General features: G+C 71.9%; 19 protein-coding genes and 2 pseudogenes. 5 read left to right on the top strand and 16 right to left on the bottom strand.

Annotated elements, in window-relative coordinates:
* Positions 1-14 precede the first annotated feature (14 nt).
* Positions 15-539: a peptidylprolyl isomerase gene (locus ABB07_RS03580; protein ID WP_244189203.1), complete on the top strand. Its 525-nt coding sequence runs from the start codon at positions 15-17 to the stop codon at positions 537-539.
* A gap of 343 nt (positions 540-882) precedes the next feature.
* Here ABB07_RS03580 and ABB07_RS03575 read toward each other — a convergent pair.
* The 3 genes and pseudogenes from ABB07_RS03575 to ABB07_RS03565 form a co-directional block, all read right to left on the bottom strand.
* Positions 883-1,038 (bottom strand): annotated as a pseudogene (locus tag ABB07_RS03575) (SCO5918 family protein); the annotation flags it as partial.
* Between the two features lie 258 nt (positions 1,039-1,296).
* The gene (locus ABB07_RS03570) at positions 1,297-1,893 is read right to left on the bottom strand and encodes an NADPH-dependent F420 reductase (protein ID WP_208897189.1); all 597 of its coding nucleotides are present in this window, start codon (positions 1,891-1,893) and stop codon (positions 1,297-1,299) included.
* Positions 1,894-1,935: 42 nt separating this feature from the next.
* Positions 1,936-2,751 (bottom strand): inositol monophosphatase family protein, encoded by an 816-nt coding sequence (locus ABB07_RS03565; protein WP_208897188.1) that lies wholly within the window; start codon positions 2,749-2,751, stop codon positions 1,936-1,938.
* A 137-nt stretch (positions 2,752-2,888) separates the two neighbouring features.
* Between ABB07_RS03565 and ABB07_RS03560 the strand changes: the two genes are divergently transcribed.
* Positions 2,889-3,797: a LysR family transcriptional regulator gene (locus ABB07_RS03560; protein ID WP_208897187.1), complete on the top strand. Its 909-nt coding sequence runs from the start codon at positions 2,889-2,891 to the stop codon at positions 3,795-3,797.
* 288 nt (positions 3,798-4,085) lie between these two features.
* Here the strand turns inward: ABB07_RS03560 and ABB07_RS03555 are convergent, their stop codons facing one another.
* Together ABB07_RS03555 and ABB07_RS03550 are read right to left on the bottom strand one after the other, a co-directional pair.
* Positions 4,086-4,247, bottom strand: a complete 162-nt coding sequence (locus tag ABB07_RS03555; protein ID WP_208897186.1) for a hypothetical protein — start codon at positions 4,245-4,247, stop codon at positions 4,086-4,088.
* Positions 4,248-4,495: 248 nt separating this feature from the next.
* A complete protein-coding gene (locus ABB07_RS03550) occupies positions 4,496-5,098 on the bottom strand; it encodes a TetR/AcrR family transcriptional regulator (RefSeq protein WP_208897185.1) in 603 nt (200 codons plus the stop codon).
* Positions 5,099-5,265: 167 nt separating this feature from the next.
* Between ABB07_RS03550 and ABB07_RS03545 the strand changes: the two genes are divergently transcribed.
* Positions 5,266-6,231: an alpha/beta hydrolase family protein gene (locus ABB07_RS03545; protein WP_208897184.1), complete on the top strand. Its 966-nt coding sequence runs from the start codon at positions 5,266-5,268 to the stop codon at positions 6,229-6,231.
* 13 nt (positions 6,232-6,244) lie between these two features.
* On the opposite strand, the pseudogene ABB07_RS03540 reads toward ABB07_RS03545, so the two are convergent.
* The 3 genes and pseudogenes from ABB07_RS03540 to ABB07_RS03530 form a co-directional block, all read right to left on the bottom strand.
* Positions 6,245-6,352, bottom strand: a pseudogene (locus tag ABB07_RS03540) (transposase); the annotation flags it as partial.
* 175 nt (positions 6,353-6,527) lie between these two features.
* Positions 6,528-7,493, bottom strand: a complete 966-nt coding sequence (locus tag ABB07_RS03535) for a pirin family protein (protein WP_208897183.1) — start codon at positions 7,491-7,493, stop codon at positions 6,528-6,530.
* Positions 7,494-7,932: 439 nt separating this feature from the next.
* Positions 7,933-8,532, bottom strand: coding sequence for an HDIG domain-containing metalloprotein (locus ABB07_RS03530; protein ID WP_244189202.1), 600 nt, complete (start codon positions 8,530-8,532; stop codon positions 7,933-7,935).
* 253 nt (positions 8,533-8,785) lie between these two features.
* On the opposite strand from ABB07_RS03530, the gene ABB07_RS03525 reads away from it, so the two are divergent.
* Positions 8,786-9,142, top strand: coding sequence for a cupin domain-containing protein (locus tag ABB07_RS03525; protein WP_208897181.1), 357 nt, complete (start codon positions 8,786-8,788; stop codon positions 9,140-9,142).
* A gap of 512 nt (positions 9,143-9,654) precedes the next feature.
* Here the strand turns inward: ABB07_RS03525 and ABB07_RS03520 are convergent.
* The 3 genes from ABB07_RS03520 to ABB07_RS03510 all read right to left on the bottom strand — a co-directional run bounded on the left by ABB07_RS03520 (position 9,655) and on the right by ABB07_RS03510 (position 12,932).
* Positions 9,655-10,629, bottom strand: coding sequence for a pyridoxal-phosphate dependent enzyme (locus tag ABB07_RS03520; protein ID WP_208897180.1), 975 nt, complete (start codon positions 10,627-10,629; stop codon positions 9,655-9,657).
* Positions 10,630-10,710: 81 nt separating this feature from the next.
* Positions 10,711-12,078, bottom strand: coding sequence for a vWA domain-containing protein (locus ABB07_RS03515; protein ID WP_208897179.1), 1,368 nt, complete (start codon positions 12,076-12,078; stop codon positions 10,711-10,713).
* A complete protein-coding gene (locus ABB07_RS03510; protein WP_208897178.1) occupies positions 12,075-12,932 on the bottom strand; it encodes an AAA family ATPase in 858 nt (285 codons plus the stop codon). The genes ABB07_RS03515 and ABB07_RS03510 overlap by 4 nt, the downstream gene beginning before the upstream one ends.
* Positions 12,933-13,086: 154 nt before the next feature.
* Between ABB07_RS03510 and ABB07_RS03505 the strand changes: the two genes are divergently transcribed.
* A complete protein-coding gene (locus ABB07_RS03505) occupies positions 13,087-13,659 on the top strand; it encodes a TetR/AcrR family transcriptional regulator (protein ID WP_208897177.1) in 573 nt (190 codons plus the stop codon).
* Between the two features lie 15 nt (positions 13,660-13,674).
* Here the strand turns inward: ABB07_RS03505 and ABB07_RS03500 are convergent, their stop codons facing one another.
* From ABB07_RS03500 to ABB07_RS03480, 5 genes are all read right to left on the bottom strand, one after another.
* Positions 13,675-14,316, bottom strand: a complete 642-nt coding sequence (locus ABB07_RS03500) for a LutC/YkgG family protein (protein WP_208897176.1) — start codon at positions 14,314-14,316, stop codon at positions 13,675-13,677.
* Entirely contained in the window at positions 14,313-15,788 is a 1,476-nt protein-coding gene (locus tag ABB07_RS03495; protein WP_208897175.1) for a LutB/LldF family L-lactate oxidation iron-sulfur protein, read from the bottom strand. Before ABB07_RS03495 ends, ABB07_RS03500 begins: the two co-directional genes overlap by 4 nt.
* Complete coding sequence (locus ABB07_RS03490; protein WP_208897174.1) at positions 15,785-16,540, bottom strand: (Fe-S)-binding protein; 756 nt, start codon at positions 16,538-16,540, stop codon at positions 15,785-15,787. The genes ABB07_RS03495 and ABB07_RS03490 overlap by 4 nt, the downstream gene beginning before the upstream one ends.
* Before the next feature lie 72 nt (positions 16,541-16,612).
* Positions 16,613-18,049, bottom strand: coding sequence for a rhamnulokinase (locus ABB07_RS03485; protein WP_208903259.1), 1,437 nt, complete (start codon positions 18,047-18,049; stop codon positions 16,613-16,615).
* 8 nt (positions 18,050-18,057) lie between these two features.
* Positions 18,058-20,097, bottom strand: coding sequence for a bifunctional aldolase/short-chain dehydrogenase (locus ABB07_RS03480; protein WP_208897173.1), 2,040 nt, complete (start codon positions 20,095-20,097; stop codon positions 18,058-18,060).
* Between the last annotated feature and the right edge of the window lie 138 nt (positions 20,098-20,235).

The raw sequence follows: 20,235 nt of genomic DNA, 5'->3' as shown, positions 1-20,235 counted from the left end.
ACGGCACGGTCGATATGGCTGTCCCGACCAGCCAGGGCCCGCTCCCGCTGCGTCTGGACCGGGCGAAGGCGCCGTGCACGGTCCAGAGCTTCGTGCACCTGGCGCGGCACCGGTTCTACGACCGTACGGTGTGCCATCGGCTGACGGCGTATCCGACGCTGAAGGTCCTGCAGTGTGGCGACCCGACCGGCACCGGCGAGGGCGGGCCGGGGTACGAGTACAAGGACGAGCTGCCGGTGGACCTGCCGCCGGCACCGAGCGATCCGACCGGCGTCCGTCGCCTTTACGGGCGCGGTGTGCTGGCGATGGCCAACGCCGGGCCGAACACGAACGGTTCCCAGTTCTTCGTCGTCTACGGCGACTCCGCGCTGCGACCGAACTACACGGTGTTCGGCACGGTCGGTGCCGCCGGCCTGAGGACCCTCGACAAGATCGCTGCTGGCGGAATCGAGCCAACTTCGCAGGACCCGGCGCCTGTCGACGGCACGCCCGTGCTGCGGACCGAACTGCTCAGCGTCCGCCCGTCCTGCCGGCCCTGATGAACTGCGGTGCGGTCACCATGGGTCCAGCTACGTCCCTGGTCTCACGGTGATCTGACGCCTCAAAGGGGCCTGATGCGTGGTGTTCGACGCGCTCTTGCTGTGCTCGGGCTCGCCGTGCCCGAGGTCTTTGCGTGATGGCGATTGGTCCGGTTCGCCTGTGACATGACGACGTCCGGGCCGGCGGGTCGTACCGGCCTCGTGCGGTCTCGTGGCTCATTGCCGAACCGTTGGCCCCTGCGGGACGTGGTTCGCGCGTCCGGCCCGCCACCAGCCGGGTGCCACATCCTTCTGCGTTCCACCCCGCGAACGGCACTTCGCCAGCCGTTGATCTCGAAGTCGCTCACCAGCCGAGCGCGTCGTCGTCCGCCCGCGCATCCCGGCTTGGCGCGGCCGGGCGCACGACGTGGCAGGTGAAGCCGAGTCGGGTCAGCGCCCGGCGCATCTCGGCCACCGTGAAGTCACGGCGGTTCTGTCTGATGATCACTTCCCCGACCTGCACGCGCATGGCTGCCTTCACGAAGTGGAGGGGAACGCCGGGGACGAGGACCGGGTGACGGCGGTCGGGCGGGGCCGGTACGACGGGCAGGGCGTGAGAGCGAGCGGCACGGGTTGCGGAATGACTGTTCCCATCTCTACAAGTCGCAGGAGTGGAGCAGCGGCAGCGTGATGCCGTCCGGCGCTGGATCGCCGGCCCTGGCTGCGCTGTCGTATCCGTTCTGCATGGGGCCTGCCGGGGGCGGTGCGCTGCGTACGGTCAGCGGGCGATGGAGATCGCGAAGGGTGTGAATCCGGTGGACCGGATGACGTGCGGGACGAAGAGGATCGCGGCCTCGGTGGCGCGGGCGGTCTGGATTCCGCCGAGGTCGGTGATCCAGTCCTTGTGCCAGCCGAGGTCGGTGAGCAGTTCGCGAACGGTCTGCTTGGCCTGCGGGTCGTCGCCGGAGAGGAACGCGGTCGGTGTCCGGGTGAGCGTGGCCGGCGCGGTCATCACCGGGAAGAGCATGGTGTTGAGGGTCTTGACGACGCGGGTTTCGGGGAGGGCGTCCTGGAGTTGCTCGGCAAGGCTTGAGCCGGGGTGGAGCAGGTCGGCGGGCAGTCCGTCCGGTCCGTCGGTGGTGGCGTTGGAGACGTCGACGAGGATCTTGCCGCGCAGTTCCTCCCGTAGGGCGCCGAGCCGGTCCAGGGAGCCGGCTCCCGGGGTGGCGTTGATGACGATCCGGGCTGTGCGGGCAGCGTCGGCGGCGGCGCCCGGCGTACGGTCCGCGACGGTCACCTCGTGCCCTGCCCGGGTGAGGGCTGTGGCCAGGTTGCCGCCGACGCGGCCGTTTCCGAGTACTGCGATCGAGGTCATGGTGATGGGGTCCTTTTCGTGGGTGCGGGTGGTGGTGCGCGGTCAGCGTGAGAGCGTGGCGACGGCCTGGGCGTGGACGCCGGGGGCGGCGGCCAGGAGGCTTTCGCTCTGTGGGGTCCAGGGGCGGCCCTCGGCGTCGGAGATCTGTCCGCCGGCCTCGGTGACGAGCAGTGCCCCGGGCAGCAGGTCCGCGCGTGCGCCGGCGAACTGCCAGAAGGCGTCGATGCGGCCGGCGGCCACGTTCAGCAGGTGCAGCGTCGCGGGCACGACGGTGCGCACGACGAGCGCGTCGAAGAGCATGGCGGTGATCGAGGAGCCGACGCGCCGCACGACCTTCTCGTCCTCGTCCGGCCGGGCCTGGCTGGTGGCCACGATGCTCAGGCCGAGGTCCGTGCTCGGGGAGACGTGCAGCGGCCGGCCGTCGAGGTGGGCGCCCGCGCCGGTGAGCGCGGTGTAGGTCTCGCCGGTCAACGGCAGGTGGACCGCGGTGAGCACGGGCTGGTTGTCGCGCACGAGGGTGGTGGTCACCGCCCACTCCGGCAGGGCGTGCAGGTGGTTGACGTTGCCTTCGGCCGGATCCACGACCCACCATTCGCCGGGCGGCAGCGCCCCGCCGGCGAGCTCGTCCCCCACCCAGCCGGCGTCCGGGCGCAGGCTCGTGAGACGGGGGCGCAGGATGTCGAGGGCCGTGTCGTCGTTGGCGGCGAGGGCGCGCATCAGCTCTTCGCGGGTCTGGTAGCGGACCACCTCGCCGAAGCGCTCGCGCAGCGCCGAACCGGCCGCACGCACGGCGATCGCGGTCTGGGCGAGCAGGTCGGCGTCGGAGGCGGCGTCAGTGGTCTGAAGCGTTTCGGACATGGTGAACTCCCTTGTGAGTAGGAGGAGATGAGGGCGTTCGAGCCGGACTGTGCGCTCGGTTCAGCGCTCTGGTCTCGAAGCTATACAGCCCCTTGATTAACTTCAAATGCATGTAAAGCACGGCTAGGATTACTCGCATGCAATTGGATTTGAACCTGCTGGCCGCGCTCGACGCGCTGCTGGAGGAGGGCAGTGTCGCCGGGGCGGCCGCGCGCATGCATGTCACCGCCCCCGCGATGAGCCGGAGCCTGGGCCGGATCCGTCGCACGACCGGGGATCAGATCCTGGTGCGCACCGGCCGCACGATGACCCCGACGCCGTACGCGATCGCCGTCCGGGAACAGGTGCACGAGCTGCTGCAGCAGGTCCAGGGGGTGCTGGCACCGAGCCGTCAACTCGATCTGGCCACGCTGGAGCGCACCTTCACACTCCGCTGGCACGATTCCCTGGTCGCCTTGGGCGGCCCCGCACTGCTCTCGGCCGTGCGTGAAGAGGCGCCGGGCGTGCGGTTGCGCTTTGTCGCGGAATCGAGCATCGACACCCCCGAGTTGCGGCGTGGAGAGGTCGACCTGGAGGCGAACGCCAACCGGCCGAGCGCACCGGACATTTGTGCCGAGAAGGTGGGCGAGACCCGCCTCGTCATCGTGGTGAGGCAGGGGCACCCGCTCACTCGTGTCAGGACCGTCACCGCGAAGCGGTACGCCGCCGCTGAGCACGTCACCGTCTCGCGACGCGGAAACCTCAGCAATGCCCTCGACGACGCCCTCGCGCGGCTCGGCCTCACCCGCCGCGTGGTGGCGACCACGCCCACGGAAGCTGCCGCGCTGGAGTTCGCGCGCTGCTCCGATCTCCTGATCAGCGTCCCTGAGGCCACCGCGCGGTCCGCGGTCGCCGACCTCGGCCTGGTCGTGCTCCCCCTCCCGCTCGAACTGCCGTCGGCACCGATATACCTGTCATGGCATCAGCGCTACGACACCGACCACGCCCACGCCTGGCTGCGCGGGCTGGCGCGAACCGCGCTGGCCATGGGCGGAGCCTCGTCGTAGCCGGCGCTGTCCGGCTGCTTCACCCATACGTCCAGGCGACCACCTCGATGCCGCACGGTCGGCCGCTGTCCGGACCCGATCACAACCCCCGGCGGTAGGTGTAGACGACCGAGCTGAACGGAACCGCGAAGCCCGAGCTTGCCGAGAAGGCAGGGCGCGACCGCTTGACGGGCTCCTGGCCGCCTGCCCCCTGCTGCGCCGGCCGTTGGGGTAGCCGGAGCGACGCCCGCGGCTCACGATCGCTGACCTGTTTGCCCTGCTCAGTCAGTCGGTCGGAGACAAGCCGCTTCAGGAGGCCGTCGCGGGAACGAGGAGTGTGACGCCGGGAACGTGTTCCCAGGTGTGCGGGGCGGGCAGGACGAACAGGGGCCGGTGGATGAACCGGTGGTCGCTGTTGCGCAGGATGTAGCGCAGGCTCTCGTCCCTGGGGCTGGTCGCCGCGCCTAACAACGAGATGTGACGAGGCGTCCGCCGATCTGTGCAAGCGCTGACGGGTCGTTTCGAAACATCGCGCTGCATCGGGGGTCCGGCGCGCGGAGGCCGGCGTCGGGGTGTGGAGTTCCCCGATGAACCCGCAAGTGGCGCTGCCGGATCGTCAGGGCCGGACCGGGAGGTTGGCCTCCCATCCGGCGAGGAACCGTTCGAGTCCCAGTTCGAACCCGCGATCGGCCCTGTCGGCAGCGTGGGGAAGCTCGGCATCACGAATGACCCGGGCGAGGTGGCTGCAGGCCCTGGAGGAGGAGGGCGATCAGGCGTCGGGGGTCGTAGCGGGGGTCGTCGTCGCGCCTGATGCAGAGGTTGCCGATGCCGCGCATCAGCTCGTACGGCTGCGTACCGGGCCTGATGTCGCCTGCCTCGACCGCAGCGTCGAGCAGTTGGGCGCAGACGGGCAGGAGGCGGTCGAGGAAGTAGGCGTGCAGCGCGGCGAAGCGGTCGTTGTCGGACTGCAGGGCATCGGCTAGTCCGTGCTTGGTGACGAGGAAGTCGACGAAGAGGTCGATCCACTGGCGCAATGCGTCGAGCGGGGAGCCGGCGCTGGCCAGCAGGTTCGGGCCGGCTTCGGCGCACGCCTCGATCTGGTGGCGGTAGACGGCTGTGACGAGGTCCGCCCGGGTCGGGAAGTGGCGGTAGATCGTGGCCATTCCGACGCCCGCTCGGGCCGCGATCTGGCGGATCGGCGCGTCGACGCCGGAGGTGACGAACACCTCGGCGGCGGCAGCGAGCACCGTCTGCCGGTTGCGCTGGGCGTCGGCCCGCTTGCCTCGTGACGGCGACTGCCCTGCGGGGCTGTCGGTGGTCATCGCCTACTCCTCCACACCGATTGACAAAACGGAGCAGCGCTCCGGATACTAAACGGAACAACGTTCCGTTTCAGCTTAGCCGAAGCGGGGCGCCACTGACCGCCTTGTCCGTCGCCGGTTGCTGGAGACCGGCGGGCGGCAGGTGCCACCGAAAGGGAATCCACATCGTGAGTACAGCCCCCACCACCCGTGCCGACGCCTTGGCCGCGCCCGCCCCGGTCCTGTCCTTCAGCCCCGTAGTCCTCCCCGTGCCCGGACGTCCCGTAGACCTCCAGGTGCGCGTCTCAGCGCCCGCGACCGGAACCGGTCTCCCCGTCATCCTCCTCTCCCACGGTCACGGTCCCTCGAACAACCTCTCCTCGCTCAATGGCTATGCGCCGCTCGCCAACTTCTGGGCCGCTCACGGATTCGTCGTCGTCCAGCCCACCCACCTCACCTCCAGGACCCTGAGCCACCTGGTCGCCGACGCACCCGGCGCACCCGACTTCTGGCGATCCCGCGCCGAAGACATGACCCACATCCTCGACCGGCTCGACATCATCGAGCGCACCGTGCCGCAGCTCGCGGGACGGATGGACCGCGCCAAGATCGCTCTCGTCGGACACTCGCTCGGCGGCTTCACCGCCGCCCTCTTGCTGGGCGCCGGGATCAAGGACCCCGACACCGGGAACGTGGTGCACCTGGTCGAGTCCCGGATCAAGGCCGGCGTACTGCTCGCCGCGCCCGGCAGGGGCGGTGACGCCCTCAACGGTCCCATGGCCGAGCAGTGGCCGATCATCGGCGCCGTCGACTTCTCCACCATGACCGCACCGGCGCTGGTCGTCGCCGGCGACAAGGACGACCCCCGGCACTTCACGGACATGGGACCGGACTGGCACGCCGACCCCTACACCCTCGCCCCCGGACCCAAGACCCTGTTCACGATGTTCGACGCGGAGCACGGACTGGGCGGGATCGCCGGATACGACGCCGCGGAGACCACCGACGAGAACCCCGAACGAGTCGCCGCCCTCGCCCGGCTCACCGCGGCCTACCTCCACACCCAGCTTCACCCCGGCGCCCCCACCTGGCAGGCCGCGTGCGAGGCACTGACGACCGGCCTCAACCCCATAGGACGAGTGCAATCCAAGTAACCCCCGCGGTCAGGCAGTTCTCCCTACGTCCAGCGATGCCGGAGTATTGCCGCTGAACCCCGGCCGACCGGGTTCCCTTCTTCAGGAAGCCGGTGTCGTCGATGATGAGCACCGCATGGGGTCAGCATTTCGTCCGGCCGGAGCGGCCTTCAGACGCCCGCACGTGGGAAACGCGGGCGCCCTCGGAGGTGTCCGTGTGGCGGCATCCGATGGCCTGGCCGCCACAGATGCTCTTTGCGGGGCGGGCGGCGAGATCGTCTCCAACCTGCCTGACGAGCAGGCCGGATACTCCCAGGTCAGCGCGCCCTTCCGCGTGGTTTCAACGGCACCGGCGGCAGTTCGGGTGCTGGCAGCGGAGCTCCGTCGTACCCCTTCACCTCGCCGAATCGGGCCCCCTTCATCCAGTCCTCGCGAGCCTGTACGACCTCCTCCTGGGTGCGGGCGACGAAGTTCCACCACATGATCAACTCCTCCGCGAACGGCTCGCCGCCCAGCAGCATGATTCCGGCGTCCGACTCGGCGCGCAGCGGGAGTTCGGAGCGGCCGCAGCCGAGGTAGAGCAGGGAACCGGGCAGCACCGGTACGCCGTCCACACGCACCTCGCCCGACATGGCAAGGACGCCGTACTCGAAGTCGGGATCCAGCGGCAGCCGTACGTCGGCGCCCCGGGTGAGGGCGAGGTCGGCGCCGGTGATCGGGGTGTACGTCGTACCGGGGGAGATGGTGCCGTCGAGGCTGCCCAGGATCACCGTGGCGGTCAGGCCGGGCGCGGTGACCGTGGGCAGGTCCGGGTGGTACTCGAAGTGCGGTGCGGTGTGGCGGTGTTCGTCGGGCAGCGCCACCCACAGCTGCGCGCCGTGCAGGAACCGGGCGTGCGGGCGCGGGCTCTCCTCGGAGTGGCTGATGCCGCGGCCGGAGGTCATCAGGCCCAGCTGCCTGGGCCTGATCGTCCGCAGGCTGCCCGTCGAGTCGCGGTGCAGCACCTCGCCCTCGTGCAGCCAGCTGACCGTCTGCAGCCCGATGTGCGGATGCGGCGGGACCTGCATGCCGGGCTCGTCGGCGATGTCGTCCGGCCCGTAGTGGTCGACGAAGGCCCACGCGCCGATCATGCGACGGCCGAGGTTCGGCAGCAGCCGGCGCACCTCGGTCGACTCGCCCAGCCGGACCTGACGGGGGCTCAGCAGCTCGCGGACGGGCTCGGCCACGACGAATCCGCGGCCGCCGCAGACGCTGGGCACGGGCGCGCGGTCAAGATTGCTCATGGCGCCCAACCTAGCGGGGCGGGCGTCGTACCGGTGAGTGCGGAAACACGCAATTTCCTTGGTCAAGCCAGTCAACTGACTTACGTCCGGGTCCGGACCTCACGGTTGCGGCGCGCTCGGTGACGGCGCGGCCGTGGACCAAGACGGCAGCCACGCGCGACCCCGTCTCCGCGCCCGCGCCCACGCCCGCGCCCGTGCCGGCGACGGCCAGGGCGGCCGTGCTTACGGCCGAAGCCCCCAGGACGGCCCTCGGCCTGCGGGCACGGCCAGGGCGTGATGCACGGTGTGCGGACACGGGTTCCTTCGCTCGTTCGGGGTCGGGCATTTCGTCTGTGTGGAGGGCTCCGCCCCGACAGACGTCCGGCCCCGGCCGAGGTTGCAGGCGACGACCGACCCATTTTCCGCACCCGCCGGCGCCCGGTGGCACACGCGTACCTGGTCATCTCCGGGCGACTGGGTGGGACATCTGGTACGCCAGCCTGCGGTCGGCGCCCTCCCCGAGCGTCGTGAGGGCCTCGTCCAACTCCATGAACCACTGCCAGACCGCCCGCCCGTCGGCGCCGGTCAGTCGTGCCACCACCAGGTCCTCCAGCTCCGGCACGCGTCTGTTCTTCCAGATCTTGTCGGCCAGGCTCACCAGCAGGTCCTCCACGCCGATCCCGGGAGCCGTCCAGGCCGCGTGGGTACCGGCGAACCGGGCGAGCCGGTCCGGTACGCCGTGTGTGAGCAGCAACTGCCGCCCCGTTTCCTCGTGTTCGGCTCCGGGGCCGGACAGCTCGGCCGGGTGCACCGACTTTCCGATGTCGTGCGTCGCGGCACCGAACAGCACCGCCTCCGCGTCGAATTCCAGCTGGGGGCAGTGCCGTTGGACCCATGTCACCAGTTCTGCCGCCACGTCGTGCACCGCCCTCAGGTGCGCCACCAGGCGGGGTGGGGCGGAGACCGCTGCGAGCAGCGCGACGGCGCGGTCGGGAAGCGGCCGCAGGGGCGGGCCGCCGGTGTCGCCCGTCGCGATCAACGCGGTGCCGGTGGCTGTCACGTTGTCAGAGTAGGGGCCGCCGGGGTAGTTGGGGCTTCGGGGGCGAAAGATGCTGTTCGGGCCAGCGGGGCCAGCGGGGGCACTGGGGCAGCCTGCCAAAGGCGCGCTCAGCCGAATGGCAATGCCTGGGCGCCGGGCCGACCATGGAGCCATGGGGTACGGCCGCCGCCGTACTGCCGGCGGTGTCCGAGGCCGCCGGGGGACCGGGGGCCGGCCCCGGCCGTGGTCAGCGGCCGGAAGGGAGGACACCGTCATGCTGGAAGTGAAGACGGTAGAGAAGCCGGACGAGCGGCGCGACTTCCCCCGCGGCCACCTCGAAGCCCTTCACCTGACCGGGCTGGACTTCGCCGTGGCCACCTTCGAACCCGGTTGGCGCTGGACGGAGTCCGTGGGACCGATCGCGGGCACCGAGAGCTGCATGGTCCACCACAACGGCTATGTCCTGCAGGGGCGGATGCACATCCGTATGGACGACGGCGGCGAGGCCGAGGTCGGTCCGGGTGACGTGTTCGTGTGCCCGGCCGGCCATGACGCCTGGGTGGTGGGCGACGAGCAGGTCGTGGTCTTCGACTTCGCCGGGACCATGGCCAAGGAGTACGCGAAGGGCTGACCGGCGGGTACGGCGGTCCGCCCGCCCACAGGACCGGGTCGCACCCCGTGCGGCCCGGTCGGCATATCAGCGGCCGGAGGCCCCACCGGGTCTGTCAGCCCCCGCATCCCGGCCACCGTCCCCCAGCCGTCGCCCGCGGCGTCTCCGTCCCCTGTCGATGAGCCAATCGCCCGTCATGCCTCCGTCCCCTGTCGATGAGCCGATCGCCCGTGGCGTCTCCGTCCTCTGTCGATGAGCCGATGGCCCGTGGCGTCTCCGTCCTCTGTCGATGAGCCGATGGCCCGTGGCGTCTCCGTCCCCTGTCGATGAGCCGATCGCCCGTGGCGTCTCCGTCCCCTGTCGATGAGCCGATCGCCCGTGGCGTCTCCGTCGCCCGTCGATGAGCCGATCGCCCGTCACACCTCCGTCTGCCCGTCGATCAGCCGTCCGGTTCGCACCTCCCGTCGCTCGTCGTCGAGCCGTCGCCGCTCACACCGCGTCCCCCATCGATGAGCTCTCGCCCGTCACCCCCGTCACCCGTCGAACGCCACCGCCCCCTCCTCCGCGAAGGCGACCGTGTCAGGGTGGCCGAACAGGCCCGGCAGGCCGCCGGTGTGGACGAACACCGTCTTCTCGCCCGGCCGGACGTCACCGTCGCGGACGGCCGCCCGGAGCCCGGCCAGGGCCCGGCCCGTGTAGATCGGGTCGAGCACCAGGCCCTCGGTGCGGGCGGCGAGCCGGAAGGCCTGCGCAACCGGCTCGGTCAGCGTCGCGTACCCGCTGCCCACCTGGTCCCGGCGGACCCGCAGCCCCTCGGGCGTGACCTCCGCCGCCGCGAGCGGTGCCGTGAACTCGGCGACCGCCGCGGCCGGGTCGGCCAGCGCGCCCACGTCGACGCCGAGCACCGCACCGGCGCCCAGGGCCGCGACCAGGCCGGCCATGGTGCCGCCCGAGCCGAGCGCGACCACGACCGTGCGCAGCCCAGGCACCTGCTGGGCCAGCTCCTCGCCGCAGCGCACATACCCCCGGGCGCCCAGCGCACTCGATCCTCCGAAAGGGATCAGCGCGGGCCGCGCCCCGCCCGTCCGCAGCCGTGCGCACGCCGCGGCCGCCGCGGCGTCCAGCCCGGCCTGGTCCACTTCGCCCGCCCAGACGAGCCGCGCCCCGAACAGCCCGTCCAGCGCGAGGTTCCCGGACCGGGAAGCGCCCGGTGCGCCGCGCAGGACGAGGACGGCGGACAGGCCCAGCCGGGCGGCCGCGGCGGCGGTCAGCCGGGCGTGGTTGCTCTGCGGGGCGCCCGTGGTCACGAGCGTGTCCGCGCCCTCGGCGAGGGCCGCGCCCACCGTCCACTCCAGTTTGCGGATCTTGTTTCCGCCGCCGCCGAGACCGGTCAGGTCGTCCCGCTTGATCCACAGGTCCCCGGGCCCGAGCCCGAGCGCCGCGGCGAGCCGGGGCGCCGGTTCGACGGGGGTGGGGAAGGTGCCGAGCGGTACGGGGGAGTGGCTCATGGCGTACGCCCTTCGGTGCGGAGCAGCAACTGCGGATCGGTGCCGACCGGGTGCCGATCGCCGTCGTTCGCGACCAGTCGATCACACCGGCAGCAGCCGGGCGATCAGTGCGCTGAGCTGACGGGCCGTACGGCACTCGTGCATCTCGACCAGCTCGGCGTAGGCGAGCGCGGCCGAGTCGCCGGTGCCCCACCGGTCGCGCGGCTCGGGGTTCAGCCAGTACACGCGTCGCGCCCGCCCGGCGACCTCGCGTACGGCGGCCAGGTTCGGGTCGCTCATGTTCGTCCGGGCGTCGCCGAGGACGAACACGGTCGTGCGCGGGCCCACCGCGGCGCCGTACCGCGCGGTGAACTCGCCGAGGGCCACGCCGTAGTCGCTGCTGCCGTGCCAGCCGGTGAGCGTGGCCTCGGCGTGGATGCGGGCGCCGAGGCCGTCGGGGTCGGCGCGGCCGTGGCCGAGCAGTCCGGTCACCTCGTCGAGCCGGTTGACGAAGGCGAACACGCGGACCTTGCTGAACTGGTCGTGCAGCGCCTGCACCAGCAGCATCGTGAAGTCGGAGAAGCCGGACACCGACCCGGACACGTCGCACAGGAGCACCAGTTCGGGGCGGACCGGGCGGCGCCGGCGCAGCACCGGCCGCATCGGCACCCCACCCGTGGACAGCGAGGAGCGCAGGGTGCGGCGCAGGTCGATCGTGCCGCGCGCGGCCCGGCGGCGGCGTGCGGCGAGCCGGGTGGCCAGCTTGCGTGCGAGCGGCTGGACCGCCCGGCGCAGCTCGGCCAGTTGGTCCCGGTTCGCGGACAGGAAGTCCACCCGGTCCGCGGTCGGCACGACACCGCGCCGGGCGATCTCGTCCCGCCCGCGCCGCTCGGCGACCCGGCGCCGCGCCTCCGCCCCGACCATCCGCCGGAACTCCTCGATACGGCGCCGGATCTCGTCGTCCAGCAGGCGGTCCGCGAAGCCGGCCCCGGTCCTGGCGCCGGTCCCCTCCCGGCCCCGTACGTCCGCCCGCACCCGGGCCAACAGGGTCTGCGGCCGCAGCCGGTCCAGCGTCTGGTACGCCGACCAGCCGTCGGAGCCGGGTGAACTGCCGTAGCCGCCCATGCCGTCGACCGCCTCGGCCGCCAACTGAGCCATCAGGGACTGGTCGTTGGTGGCCAGCGCCTCGGTCAGCCGGTCGCGCAGCTCGTCCCGGTCGGCGCCGCCGGGGCGGTGCAGGCCGCCGACCGTGCGCGGGAAGTACAGGTCGAAGACCGGGTCGAACACCGCGCGCTGACCGGGTCCGTGCAGCAGTGTCGCGGCCAGCCCCTCGCGCAGCCGTTCCCGGTCCGTGAGCCCCAGCGCCTCGACCGCGCGGGCCGCGTCCACGGTCTCGCCGGTGCCGATCCGCACGCCGTGCGCGCGCAGCGCCCCGACCAGCCCGGTGATCCGGTCGGCGACCGCGGTCACAGCGCGTCCAGGTCGAGCTTCGCCGCCGCCTTCTGGATGTCGTCCTGATGCTTGAGGATCACCCCGAGGCTGTCCCTTACGACCGTCTCGTCCAGGGTGTCGGCGCCCAGCGCCAGCAGGGTGCGCGCCCAGTCGATGGTCTCCGCGACGGACGGCACCTTGCGCAGGTCCATCGCGCGCAGCGCCCCGACCACCCGGACCACCGACTCGGTGAGCGCCGCGGTCAGGCCCGGCACCTTCAGCCGTACGATCCGCCGTTCCAGCTCCTCCTCGGGGAAGCCGATGTGCAGGAACAGGCAGCGGCGGCGCAGGGCCTCGGACAGCTCCCGGCCGGCGTTGGAGGTGAGGACGACGAACGGGCGGCGGGTCGCGGTGACCGTGCCGAGCTCCGGGACCGTGATCTGGAAGTCGCTGAGCACCTCCAGCAGCAGCCCCTCCATCTCGACGTCGGCCTTGTCCGTCTCGTCGATCAGCAGCACCGTCGGCTCCGCACCGCGGATGGCGGTGAGCAGCGGGCGGGGAAGCAGGAACTCCTCGCTGAAGATGTCGGTGCGGGTCTCGTCCCAGCTCTCGTCGCGGCCGGCGCTGATCCGCAGCAGCTGCTTGGCGTGGTTCCACTCGTACAGCGCCCGTGACTCGTCCACGCCCTCGTAGCACTGCAGCCGGACCAGCCGGGCCCCGGCCACCTGGGCGACCGCCTTGGCCAGCTCGGTCTTGCCGACCCCTGCCGGGCCCTCCACCAGCAGCGGCTTGCCCAGCCGGTCGGCGAGGAACACGGTCGTGGCGACGGCGGGCGAGGCGAGGTAGCCGGTCTCGGCGAGGCGGGCGGAGACGTCGTCGACGGACGTGAACAACGGGGCCTCCGGCGGGTCGGTAGCAGGGTCCGGCCTCCTATCTAAGCGCTTGTTCAGTCCTCCTGTCACGTGGATCGGGCCGGTACGGCCGTCCCGCCGAGCGATATACACCGATCGGTTTCCATTCGTCCGCGCCTGACGCTAACCTCGCTGCATGACCTCCCCGGACAAGGTGTCCCCGCGCGACCGGCTGCTCGACGCGGCCGCCCGGCTCTCCTACCGCGAGGGCGTCTCCGTCGGCATCGAGGCGCTGTGCCGCGAGGCGGGCGTCTCCAAGCGTTCGATGTACCAGCTCTTCGACAGCAAGGACGCGATGCTGGCGGCGAGCCTGGAGCGGCGCATCCCCTGGTACGACACCCAGCTCACCCACCCCGATCCGGAGGCCGCCACCCCGCGCGAGCGCATCCTGTACGTCTTCGAACGCCTTGAGCAGGCCTCCGTGGCCGCCGACTACCACGGCTGCCCCTATCTGGCCGTCCTGGTGGAGCTGAAGAACCCCGAGCACCCGGCGGCCGAGGTCGCCCGGCGTGTCAAGGAGCGGCTGGCCGGGACCTTCCGCGCCGAGGCGGAGCGCGGCGGCGCCCGTGACCCCGAACTGCTCGCCCGCCAGCTCCTCCTGGTCTTCGACGGCGCCAGCGCGCGGGCCGGTGCCGGAGTGGAACGCCTGGACGACGGACTGACGACGGCCACGGTGACCACGCTGCTGGACGCGGCGGGGGTGCACTAGGCGGGATTCGCCGGATCAGCTCAGCAGGATCACTTCCAGCGTGCGCGGACCGTGCACGCCCTCCACCCGGTCCAGCTCGATGTCGCTGGTGGCCGACGGGCCGGAGATCCAGGTCAACGGGCGGGCGGGGTCCAGGCGTTCGAAGGCCTGCGGGACCGAGGAGACCACCTGGTCCGGCACCCGGACGACACAGATGTGGTGGTCGGGGATGAGCGAGATACGGCGCCGGCCCTGGTCGGGGGAGCCGTCCAGGACGATCGTGCCGGTCTCGGCGATCGCCACGGCACAGCCCGTCACCACACTGCCCACCCGGTCCAGCCGCTGCGCTGTGCTCGCCGCCCGGTCGTGGATCCGTACCGGGTCGGCGGCGGCCAGCCACGCCGGTGGCAGCCCCGGCGGCACCAGCACCTCCTCCGACCCCCGTCGGGCCAGCAGCCGCATGACGAGATACGGCATCTCCTCGTCGGTGGCGCGGTGCACGACCGCCCGGTAGTCCGCCAGGTTCTCCGCCAGCAGCTCCACCGTCTGTTCGGTCGTACGGCCGCCGTGCTCACGCAGATAGTCCCGGCCCACGGCCTCCTCGTACGGCCGCTCGTCCGGCGTCACCTCGGCGAGCGCGCGCCGCACCCGGCCCAGGATCCGTTCCCTGCTGCTCACTTGGCGTCCTTTCCACCACGGGTGCGCTGCCACCAGTCCCGGAACGGTTCCGCCGGTACGGCGGGCAGGTCCCGGGTGCCGCTCCACGCCCTGCCCGGGCCCGGCAGGGTACGGGGGTGCAGCCGGCGGGTGCGGGAGGCCAGGCGCTGGCCGGTGCGCAGGGCGCCCGGGTGGGTGAACGCCCAGCGTGCCGCGCGCATGGCCGCTCGCTCGGCGGCATGCCCTTTGGCCGGTTTCAGCACCACCTTGTCGCCCTGCCGGACCGCCGGACCGCCCTCCACCACCCGCTCCCGCAGATGCACCAGCACCTCGGGGATGTCGATGGCCACCGGGCAGACCTCGTAGCAGGCGCCGCACAGCGACGAGGCGTACGGCAGGGAGGCGTCGATCTCGCTCGCGGTGCCCCGGAGCTGGGGGCTGAGGATCGCGCCGATCGGACCCGGATAGACCGAGCCGTAGGCGTGTCCGCCCGCCCGCTCGTACACCGGGCACACATTCAGGCAGGCGGAGCAGCGGATGCAGCGCAGGGCCTGGCGGCCGACTTTGTCGGCGAGGGTGTCGGTGCGGCCGTTGTCGAGCAGGACGAGGTGGAAGGTGCTCGGTCCGTCGCCGTCCGTGGTGCCGGTCCACATCGACGTGTAGGGGTTCATGCGCTCGGCGGTGGAGGAGCGGGGCAGGGTCTGCAGGAAGACCTCCAGGTCCCGCCAGGTGGGGACGACTTTCTCGATGCCGACGACCGAGATGAGTGTCTCCGGCAGGGTCAGGCACATCCGGCCGTTGCCCTCGGACTCCACGACGACGAGCGTGCCGGTCTCGGCGACCATGAAGTTGGCGCCGGAGATGCCGACCTTGGCGCGCAGGAACTTCTCCCGCAGGTGCAGCCGCGCGGCCTCGGCGAGCTCGGCCGGAGCGTCGGTCAGGTCCTCGGGGGCCGGGCGGCCCCACGCGGCCATCTCGGAGCGGAAGATGTCCCGGATCTCACCCCGGTTGCGGTGGATGGCCGGCACCAGGATGTGCGAGGGCCGGTCCTTGCCCAGCTGCACGATCAGCTCGGCGAGGTCGGTCTCGTAGGCGCGGATGCCCTCCTTCTCCAGGGCTTCGTTGAGCCCGATCTCCTGCGTCGCCATCGACTTGACCTTGACGACCTCCGACTCGCCGGTCTCCTTGACGAGTTCGGCGACGATCCGGTTGGCCTCCTCGGCGTCGGCGGCCCAGTGGACCGTACCGCCGGCCGCCGTGACCGACTCCTCCAACCGCACCAGGTATCGGTCGAGGTGGCGCAGGGTGTGGTCCTTGATCCGGCGGCCCGCCTCGCGCAGTGCCGCCCAGTCCTCCAACTCGGCCACCGCGCGGGCCCGTTTGGCGCGGATGGTGTGGGTCGCGTGCCGCAGATTGCCCCGCAGGGTCGCGTTGCCCAGGGCGTCGTGAGCCGCCCGGGGAAAGGCCGGCATGCCGACGAACGTTCCGCTCATGCCGCCGGTTCCTCCTCCGTGCTCGCCAGGATCTCCGCGATGTGCACCGGCCGCATGCCCACCTGCAGGCGGCTCATGGTGCCGCCGATGTGCATCAGACACGAGTTGTCCGCCGCGCACAGCACCTGTGCCCCGGTCGACTCGGCGTTGCGCACCTTGTCCGTGCCCATCGCCGCCGACACCCCGGCGTTCTTCACCGCGAACGTGCCACCGAAGCCGCAGCACTCCTCGGCACCCGGCAGCTCCACCAGCTCCAGGCCCTTGACGGCCTGCAGCAGTCGGTGCGGCCGGTCGCCGAGCCCGAGGCCGCGCAGGCCGTGGCAGGTCGGGTGATAGGTGACCTTGTGCGGGTAGTAGGCGCCGACGTCCGTCACCCCCAGCACGTCCACCAGGAACTCGGTCAGCTCGTACGTCTTCGGCACCACCGGCGCCAGCGTCCGCGCCAGCGAGTCCCCGCGGCCCTCGGCACGCGCCCGCTCGCCCATCCGCGGATACAGCTCCCGCACCATCGCCCCGCAGGACCCGGAGGGAGTGACGATCGCGTCGTACTCGCGGAAGACATCGGAGAAGTGCCGGGCCAGCGGCTCTGCCTCGTGTCGGTAACCGGTGTTGTAGTGCGCCTGCCCGCAACATGTCTGGCCCATCGGGAAGTCGACGTCGACACCCAGTCTGGTCAGCAGCTTCACCACGGCACGGCCGGTGTCCGGATAGAGCGTGTCGTTGACACAGGTCAGGAACAGGGCGACACGCATCGCGGCTCCTCGCGGTCGGTCATCGGACGAGTGCAGGGTAGTCGGCGAATATCGCCGAAGGGAGACCGCCGCTCACCGTGCGGCGAGCCGTGCCTCGGCCTCCCGCCAGCGGGCGCCGTCGCCGCGGGGCGTGTACCGGGTCAGCGGCTGGGTGCGGGTGAGCAGCCGGCGCATCGCGGCCAGGTCGCCGACGAGCCCGTGGGCACGGGCCTGGACCAGGACGTTGCCGAGGGCCGCCGCCTCCGTCGCGCCGGCCACCACCGGCAGCCCGCAGGCGTCGGCGGTCAGCTGGCACAGCAGCGCGTTGCGGGTGCCGCCCCCGACGACGTACACCACGTCCACCGGATGGTCGGCCAGCCGCTGTGCGTCCTCGACGGCCCGTCGGTGGGCGAGGGCCAGCGAGTCCAGGATGCACCGGGTGACCTCGGCCCGCGTCCCCGGCACCGGCTGCCCGGACGCCCGGCAGGCCTCGGCGATCCGCTCCGGCATCCGCCCTGGCGCCAGGAACCTCCCGTCCCCGGCGTCCACCACCGAGCGCAGTGCGGGCACACCACCGGCCTCGCGCAACAGCGCACCCAAGTCCGAATCGCCCCAGGCCCGTTGGCACTCCTGGAGCAGCCACAGTCCCATGATGTTGCGCAGATACCGGACCGTGCCGTCGAGCCCCAGCTCGTTGGTGAAGTTCGCGGTCCGGCTCTCCTCGGTGAGCACCGGAGCGGTCAGTTCCAGTCCCGCCAGCGACCAGGTACCGGTGCAGATGTAGGCGAAGGACTCACCGGCCGCCGGGACGGCGGCCACCGCGGAGGCGGTGTCGTGCGAGCCGACGGCCGTCACCGGCACGGGACCGGTCAGCCCGGTCTCCTCCAGCACCTCAGGCCCCAGCAGCCCGGCCGGATCGCCGGGCTGCCGCAGCGGCGCGAACAGGCCGAGGTCGATACCGAGCCGCTCGGCGACGCCGTACGCCCACGTCCGCGTCCGCGGATCGACGAGCTGGGTGGTGGACGCGTTGGTCAGCTCGGTGCCCTGCTCGCCGGTCAGCCAGTACGACACCAGGTCCGGGACGAGCAACAACCGCTCGGCGCGGCTGAGTTGCCGCTGCTCGCGGGCCGCCGTCAGCTGGTACAGGGTGTTGAAGGGCGCGTACTGGATGCCCGTCGCCGCGTACAGCTCGGCGGCCGGCACGGTCGCCCACACCTGCTCCGGCACGCCCTCGGTGCGGGCGTCGCGATAGTGCACCGGGTTGCCCAGCAGGGCGCCGTCTCCGTCGAGCAGGCCGTAGTCAACGGCCCAGCCGTCGATGCCGACGGAATCCACCCGGCCCGCCGCCCGCAGCCCGTCCAGGACCCCGCCGTACAGCGCGAGGATGTCCCAGCGCAGCCCCTCCGCGAGGCGCACCGGCCGGTTGCGGAACCGGTGCGCCTCACTCAGCTCCAGCGCGTCCGGGCCGACCCGGCCGACCATCACCCGCCCGCTGGAGGCGCCGAGGTCGACCGCGGCGTACGCCTTCACGCGCCCGCTCACCGCAGGAACGCGGCCGCGACACCCGCGTCCACGGGGATGTGCAGGCCGGTGGTGTGGGTGAGATCGCCGCCGGTCAGCGCGAAGACGGCGTTCGCGACGTGCTCCGGCAGCACCTCCCGCTTGAGGAGGGTCCGCTGGGCGTAGAACTCGCCCAGCTTCTCCTCCGGCACCCCGTACACCGCGGCCCGCCGCGCGCCCCAACCGCCCGCGAAGATCCCGGAACCGCGCACCACACCGTCCGGGTTGACCCCGTTGACGCGGATGCCGTGCTCGCCCAACTCGGCGGCCAGCAGCCGTACTTGATGGGCCTGGTCGGCCTTGGTCGCGGAGTAGGCGATGTTGTTCGGCCCGGCGAAGACGGCGTTCTTGGACGCGATGTACACGATGTCACCGCCCAGCCCCTGCGCGATCATCACCCGCGCCGCCTCCCGCGAGACGAGGAAGGAACCGCGGGCCATGATGTCGTGCTGCAGGTCCCAGTCGCGCGCCGACGTCTCCAGCAGCGGCTTGGAGATGGAGATCCCGGCGTTGTTGACGACCAGGTCGACGCCGCCGAAGGCGAGCACGGCCGCCCTGAAGGCAGCGGCGATCTGCTCCTCGTCCGTCACGTCCACCGTGACGGCGACGGCTTTGTCGGACCCGCCCAGCTCCTCGGCGACCGTGGCGGCGTTGCCCCCGTCGAGATCCGCGACGACGACGCACGCCCCTTCGGCCGCCAGCCGGTGCGCGATCGCGCGTCCGATCCCGCTGCCCGCTCCGGTGACCAGGGCGACTCGGGTGGCCAGCGGCTTCGGCTGCGGCATCCGCCGGAGCTTGGCCTCCTCCAGCGCCCAGTACTCGATGCGGAACTTCTCCGACTCCTCGATCGGCGCGTACGCCGACACCGCCTCCGCGCCGCGCATCACCTGGATGGCGTTGACGTAGAACTCGCCGGCCACACGAGCGGTCTGCTTGTCCTTGCCGAAGCTGAACATGCCCACACCGGGGACGAGCACGATGGCCGGGTCGGCGCCGCGCATGGCGGGGGAACCGGCCGTCGCGTGCCGCTGGTAGTAGGCGGCGTACTCCTCCCGGTAGGCGGCGTGCAGCTCCCTGAGCCGGGCGACGGCCTCCTCCAGCGGCGCGGTCGGCGGCAGGTCCAGCACCAGCGGCCGTACCTTCGTGCGCAGGAAGTGGTCGGGGCAGGAGGTGCCGAGCGCGGCCAGCCGGGGGTGCTCGGCGCGGGCCAGGAAGTCCAGCACGGCGTCGGAGTCGTCGAAGTGCCCGACCTGCGCCTTGTCCTGCGAGGCGAGCGCCCGCACGTACGGCGCGAGCGCCGCGGCCCGCGCCCGGCGCTCGGCCTCGGGAAGCGCCTCGTACCCCTCGATCACGGGCCCGAAGGGCTCGGCCTTCCCCCGCTGGGCCAGGAAGGCCTCGGCGGTGCGGATGATGTGCAGCGAGTTGCGCTCGCACTCCTCGGAACTGTCGCCCCAGGCGGTGATGCCGTGCCCGCCCAGGACGCAGCCGATGGCCCGCGGGTTGGCGGCCTTGACGGCCGCGATGTCCAGCCCGAGCTGGAACCCGGGCCGCCGCCACGGCACCCACACCACCGTGTCCCCGAAGCACTCGGCGGTCAGCTTCTCCCCGTCGGCCGCGCAGGCGAGCGCGATCCCGGAGTCCGGGTGCAGGTGGTCGACGTGGGGGGCGTCGACCAGCCCGTGCATCGCGGTGTCGATGGACGGCGCGGCCCCGCCCTTGCCGTGCAGGCAGTAGTCGAAGGCGGCGACCATCTCGTCCTCGCGCTCGATCCCGGGATAGACGTCCCGCAGCGCCCGCAACCGGTCCAGCCGCAACACGGCGAGCCCCGATTCGGTCAGCGTTCCGAGATCCCCGCCCGATCCCTTGACCCACATCAGCTCGACGTCCCCGCCGGTCACTGGATCGGTGTCGGTGCCCTTGGCGGACGCGTTGCCGCCGGCGTAGTTGGTGTTGCGGGGATCGGAGCCGAGCCGGTGGGAGCGGGCGAGGAGGGCGGCGGCTTCGGGGTGGGTGGACATGAACTTCGGGTCCTATCTGAAAGAGGGTGAGGAGATTCCCTTAGGGGCGCGGGGCTGTATCGATGTGCGGCTCCGCCGCGTGGGCGCGAGCAACCACGACGGACCCGCACTCCGCGACGAAACAGATCAGGGCAGACG

This window comes from Streptomyces incarnatus (genome assembly GCF_001027185.1).
GTDB lineage: Bacteria > Actinomycetota > Actinomycetes > Streptomycetales > Streptomycetaceae > Streptomyces > Streptomyces puniciscabiei.
Note: the sequence above shows the minus strand (reverse complement) of the source record. Positions and strands in the feature narration are given on the sequence as shown.